The organism is uncultured Anaerotruncus sp. (assembly GCF_902490045.1).
Taxonomy (GTDB): Bacteria; Bacillota; Clostridia; order Oscillospirales; family Ruminococcaceae; genus Anaerotruncus.
Genome location: NZ_CABUCJ010000149.1, coordinates 1 through 5121, shown reverse-complemented (window position 1 = coordinate 5121; position 5121 = coordinate 1). Strand labels below are relative to the sequence as shown.

The window sequence follows — 5121 nt, the reverse complement described above, 5'->3', positions numbered from 1 at the left end:
GCCAGGCGTATTCGACGACGGGGCAGAGCCGCCGGTCGCCGCGCGCGAGCACCGCTTCGAGAAAGCTCGTGGGGCTGTCGTGGTATTTGACGGTGATCTTTTTGCTTTTCACCGTGTCGAGCAGGATGCGCTGCTTCCTCCGCAGCTCCTCCCGTGTGTCCTGCGGCTCGAATTCGAAGGGGGTGAACGGCTTCGGCACGAAGCAGGCCACCGACACGGTCACGCTGACCCCCCGCCCCTTGGGGCGGTCGGGCAGGCGGTAGAACATGTCGACCACCTTCTGCGCGAGGTGGATGATGCCTGCGATATCCTCGTCCGTCTCGGTGGGGAGCCCCATCATGAAATAGAGCTTCACATTGCTGTAGCCCCCCTCGAAGGCGGTGCGGCAGGTGCGCAGCACCTCCTCCTCGGAGACGTTCTTGTTGATGACGTTCCGCAGCCGCTGGGTCCCCGCCTCGGGCGCGAAGGTGAGGGAGGATTTGCGCACCGCCGCGATCCGTTCGACCAGCTCCCTGGAGAAGTTGTCCACCCGGAGCGACGGCAGCGCGATGTTGACCGCGTCCCGCTCGGTCCAGGACAGCATGTCGTTCAAAAGCGGCTCAAGCTCGGAGTAGTCGCTCGTCGAAAGGCTCGTGAGCGACACCTCGTCGTAGCCGGTGTGGTCGCAGAGGTCGTGCGCCTGCCGGTCGAGGGTGGCGTGACGCTTTTCGCGCAGCGGGCGGTAGAGGAAGCCCGCCTGGCAGAACCGGCACCCGCGGATGCACCCGCGCAGCACCTCGACCATCGCGCGGTCGTGCACCGTCTCGGTGAAGGGCACGACGAAATCCTTCGGGTAGTAGACGCCGTCAAAATCCCTGACGATCCGTTTCAGCACCCGGGCGGGCGCGCCCTCCCGCGGGGTGACGGCTTCGATCGTGCCGTCCTCCCGGTAGCTCACGTCGTAGAGGGAGGGGACGTAGACGCCCCCGATCCGTGCGGCGCGGCGCAGGAAGGCCCCCTTGTCCCAGCCCTCCCGCTTGGCGGTCTGGTAGAGGTCGATCAGCTCGAGGTTGACCTCCTCCCCCTCGCCGAGGATAAACAGGTCGATGAACGCCGAGATCGGCTCGGGATTGCAGGCGCAGGGCCCTCCCGCCACGACAAGCGGCGAAAGGCCGGGGCGGTCCTTGGAGCGCACCGGCAGCCCCGCGAGGTCGAGCATGTTGAGGATGGCGGTGAAGCTCAGCTCATATTGCAGCGTAAAGCCGATGAAGTCGAAATCGGTGATCGCGTCAAGGCTCTCGAGCCCGAAGAGGGGGATCCCGTGCTTCCGCATCAGCCGCTCCAGGTCGTCGCCCGGCGCGAACACCCGCTCGCACCAGACATCCTCCCGCTCGTTCATCAGCGAGTAGAGTATTTTCATGCCGAGGTGGGACATCCCCACCTCATAGAGGTCGGGAAAGCAGAAGGCGAACCGCACGTCCACCTTCGCCGGGTCCTTCACGATGCTCCCGAGCTCCCCGCCGGTGTAGCGCGCGGGCTTCTGTACCTGCAAAAGCACCCGTTCGAGCGCCTTTTTCACATTCATGATTTGAAACATCCTCTCAAAAAGCTACCCCCCATTTTACATGAAATGGGGGGTAATTGCAAGCTATGCGAAGCGGTAGGCCTCGCTTGGATAGGGCTCGTTCGGCCCGGCCGCGCGCCGCAGGTCGGGCAGGGAGTAATAGTCGACCGTCTCCCCCTGCCGCAGCCCGACCGTATAGTCGTTCGGGTAGAGGACGCCGCCCGGGTAATTGCCGTCCGGATCGAAAACCTCCGTCTTCTCCCCGGTGGCAAGGTCCAGGACGGTGAATCCGCAGTAGATGGTCTCGCCGCCCAGGATCGCCTGCATCCCGACGAGGAAGCGCCCGCCGCCCATCAGTCGGGGAAAGGCGTAGCGCGCGGGGATGTTGTCCGTCCGCTGGCCGATCTCCCGGTTGGGGAGCCGGAGCTGTTCCCCCGTGCCGTCCGCGCGGGCGGTCCAGACACCGTCTTCCGCCGCGTAGGCGATCGTCTCCCCCGAGAGGTCGAAGGAGCCGTCGTCCGGGAGCAGCGCGGTGGCGATGCGGTCGGGCAGGGTGTATTCCTCCTCGGGAAGCTGCTGCCCGAACTTCCCGTAGAGCACCGATTCGGCGGTGAGCAGACGGTAGTCATACCCCGCCCGGTCGTAGGCGGGCGCGAGCGCGACGGGGCGCGTCTCCCGGCCGAGCCGGACGCCGTCCCCGAAGCTGCGGCCCGTCTTCGCGTCGAACGATTCGACGAACCAGCTTCCGTCCGCCGCGCGGGCCAGGATGGCCACGGCGTCTCCCGTTCCGTAGGCGTCGATCGGGGACGCGCCCGCGCGCTCCGTCTCTCCCGCGAGCAGAGAATGAAGCGTCAGCGCGCCCGCGCGGTTCCACCGGAGCAGCAGGGTTCCCGCCTGCTGCCCGTCCCGGTAGCGGCAGATCGCGTAGTCGGGCGTGACGCCCGCCACATGGAACTGTCCGCCCGCCGCGGTGAAGAGGGGCTTGTCCTCCCCGTACGCGGCAAGTTCCACAAGGCTCTGCCCGTCGTCCGCGCGGGAGGACCGCGCGGATAGGTAATTTTCATAGTCCGCGGTGTAGAGCTCCCGCACCCCCCGGTCGATCATGACCGGGCTTTCCCGCGTTTCGCCCGTCGAGAGGTCGAGCACCGTGTCGACCGTGTCGGAGCGCATCACGACGGTCAGGTCGCCCGGATAGGCCGTCCCCGAACGCATCGCGCCGAAATTCCGGTAATAGCCGGTCGTCCCCGCCGCCAGGTCGCAGACCGCCAGCGCGGCGTAGTCCGACTGGGAGCCGGGAATCGTGACCACCGCGGTGAGAATCCGTCCGCCCCCGTGCAGGCGGGGCTCCGTATAACGCGGCTTCGGGAAGTCCCCGGGCAGGTCGGCGGGATAGCGGTCGCCGAGCACCCCGGGAAGCCCGTCGGACGAGAGCGCCCGCCGCACCGTATCCCCCGGGCCGCTGAGCCAGACCCCCTCTTCGTCGGCGCAGACGGCCAGGCCGGCCGCCGGGTCGAGATCGTAGCTGCCGGTCCACGGCTGTTCCAGCCGCCGCCACAGCGCGAGCGGGAGGTTGACCTCCTCGGATTTTTCCGGGTCGGAGGCCGAGCGGTAGGAGACGACGCCGTTTTCCTGAACGATGCGGTAATCCCAGCCGTTATAGGAGGTCTTCTCCATCCGGTCGATCCCGGTTTCCGACGCAAAGTCGTAAAGCGCCTCCCCGCTCGACGTGTCGAACGCCTCGAAAAGCGCCTTTCCGTCCGCGTCCTCGCAGCGGACCAGCAGGATTCCGCCGAGCTGGAGAAGCTCCCGCGGATAGGCGTCCTGCGAAGCGGAATTCTGCGAATCGAGCGGGAGGAACTCCCCCTCGAGGCTCACGACGTCGGGAACGGTGTTTTTCCCGACCAGCCGGGCGATATCGTCGTAGACCGCCCCGTCGAACAGGTACTGTCCCGTCTCCTCCCCGACCTGGAGCCAGAGCACCGTCTTTCCGGGGTACAGCGCGTGGCTCTCCCCGCAGAGAAACAGCTCGAGGGAACAGACCTTCCCGCCGCCCAGCACGCTCACCTGCTGGTAGCCGAGATCGCCCTCCCCCTCGATGGAGCGCATCTCCACCCGCTCAAAGGGCGAGACGGTCAGGAGGTTCGCGATTCCCTCCACCAGCGCGCGGGACATCCTGACCCGCTGGTATTCGCCCGGCGGGTCGACGCGCACGTCGCCGGGACGCGCGCCCGTCAGCTCGGCTTCCATCGCGAGCAGGAGCGGGTCGTCCGTCTTTTCCGGCGCGGGGCGCGCGGGTTCCTTGGCGGGCGCGGGGCCCTCCACGGGCGGCTGCACGCACCCCGCCGCCGAGAGGCAGAGCGCCAGCGCCAGCAGGACGCAGAGCCATCGTTTCATCAAATCCCCCCCAGCGGTATTTCACGGCGGCCAGCCACGGGCCCTCGCCGTCCATATCTTCCAAATAAACGCAGGATTTCGCATCTAATCAGTGTCGCATCCCGGCGGTTTTTATCCGGTCAGAAAAAATTTTGCGAAAAAAGCGGTCCCCGCTTTTTCCTGTATTTTACCACACATCCCGCCCAAACACAAACCGAAGGCCCCTCCGGCGTTGCCGGAGGGGCCTTCCGCCTATTCCCGCAGAAGGGTGGCCGCGAGATAGAGCGCGGTCAAAAGCATCGTATAGTTGCCGCGCGGCAACAGCAGGAGGGCCGCCGCGAAGAGGGGCGTGAGCACCATGAACCCGGCGAGCTTCCGCCAGAACGCGGCCCGTTCGGGCTTCCCCGCGCGGCAGAGGGCGAGCCCGAGCAGGACCCCGCCGTCCAGCCGGCCGACCGGCAGGAGGTTGAAGACGCAGAGCGCCAGGTTTACGGCGGCAAAGCCGTTCCAGCCGCAGAGAAGAACGCTTACACCTGCGGCGAGCAGGTTCGCCGCAACGCCGCCGAGATAGACGGCCTCCTCCCGGCCGTAGGGAAGCAGGCCGCGCTTCTCCAGCCGCACCCCGACCGCGCAGAACCGCATGGCCAGAATCCGCGCGCCCGTCAAACGCATGACGAGGATATGCCCGCCCTCGTGCACGAGCACGCCGCCCAGCGCGGGCAGCCCAAGCCCCGAGCGGTCGCAGAGCAGCCAGAGCGCGAGCACCGTAAAAAAACCGAAGGTGAAGGAATACCGCGTCCCGCCCCGCTCAAACTCCATCGGCATCCATCCCGTCGAGCACCCACGCGGGGTTGTAGTACCGGCCGTCCTTGCTGATTTCAAAGTGGACGTGCGGCCCGGTGGAGATGCCCGTGCTGCCGACCAGCGCGACCAGCTCCCCCCGCCGCAGGTTCGCGCCGAGCGGCGCGGCGATCGAATCGCAGTGGCAGTAGGTGGTCGTCAGCCCGCCGCCGTGGTCGAGCGTGATGTAGTTGCCGTAGATGGGGGAGCTGTCCACCTCCGCCACCCGCCCCGGCAGCGAGGCATAGATGCCGCTGCCCGAAGCCGCCGCGATGTCCACCCCCCGGTGGAAGTCCTCCGCGCCGGAGATGGGGTGCTCCCGCCAGCCGAACGGCGAGGTCACGACGCCCCCGGCCGGCGCGTCC

4 protein-coding genes are annotated in these 5121 nt (G+C 67.3%); all 4 read right to left on the bottom strand.

What is annotated here, in order from left to right; genetic code table 11:
• Positions 1-1564 (bottom strand): TIGR03960 family B12-binding radical SAM protein (locus tag RDM88_RS11675; RefSeq protein WP_308755005.1); only part of this gene is annotated, 1564 nt, incomplete at its 3' end.
• A gap of 63 nt (positions 1565-1627) precedes the next feature.
• Positions 1628-3937, bottom strand: a complete 2310-nt coding sequence (locus RDM88_RS11670) for a hypothetical protein (protein ID WP_308755004.1) — start codon at positions 3935-3937, stop codon at positions 1628-1630.
• 231 nt (positions 3938-4168) lie between these two features.
• Complete coding sequence (locus tag RDM88_RS11665) at positions 4169-4735, bottom strand: peptidase M50 (RefSeq protein WP_308755003.1); 567 nt, start codon at positions 4733-4735, stop codon at positions 4169-4171.
• On the bottom strand, positions 4725-5121 hold a 397-nt coding region (locus RDM88_RS11660), incomplete at its 5' end, for a M23 family metallopeptidase (RefSeq protein WP_308755002.1). The genes RDM88_RS11660 and RDM88_RS11665, both read right to left, overlap by 11 nt.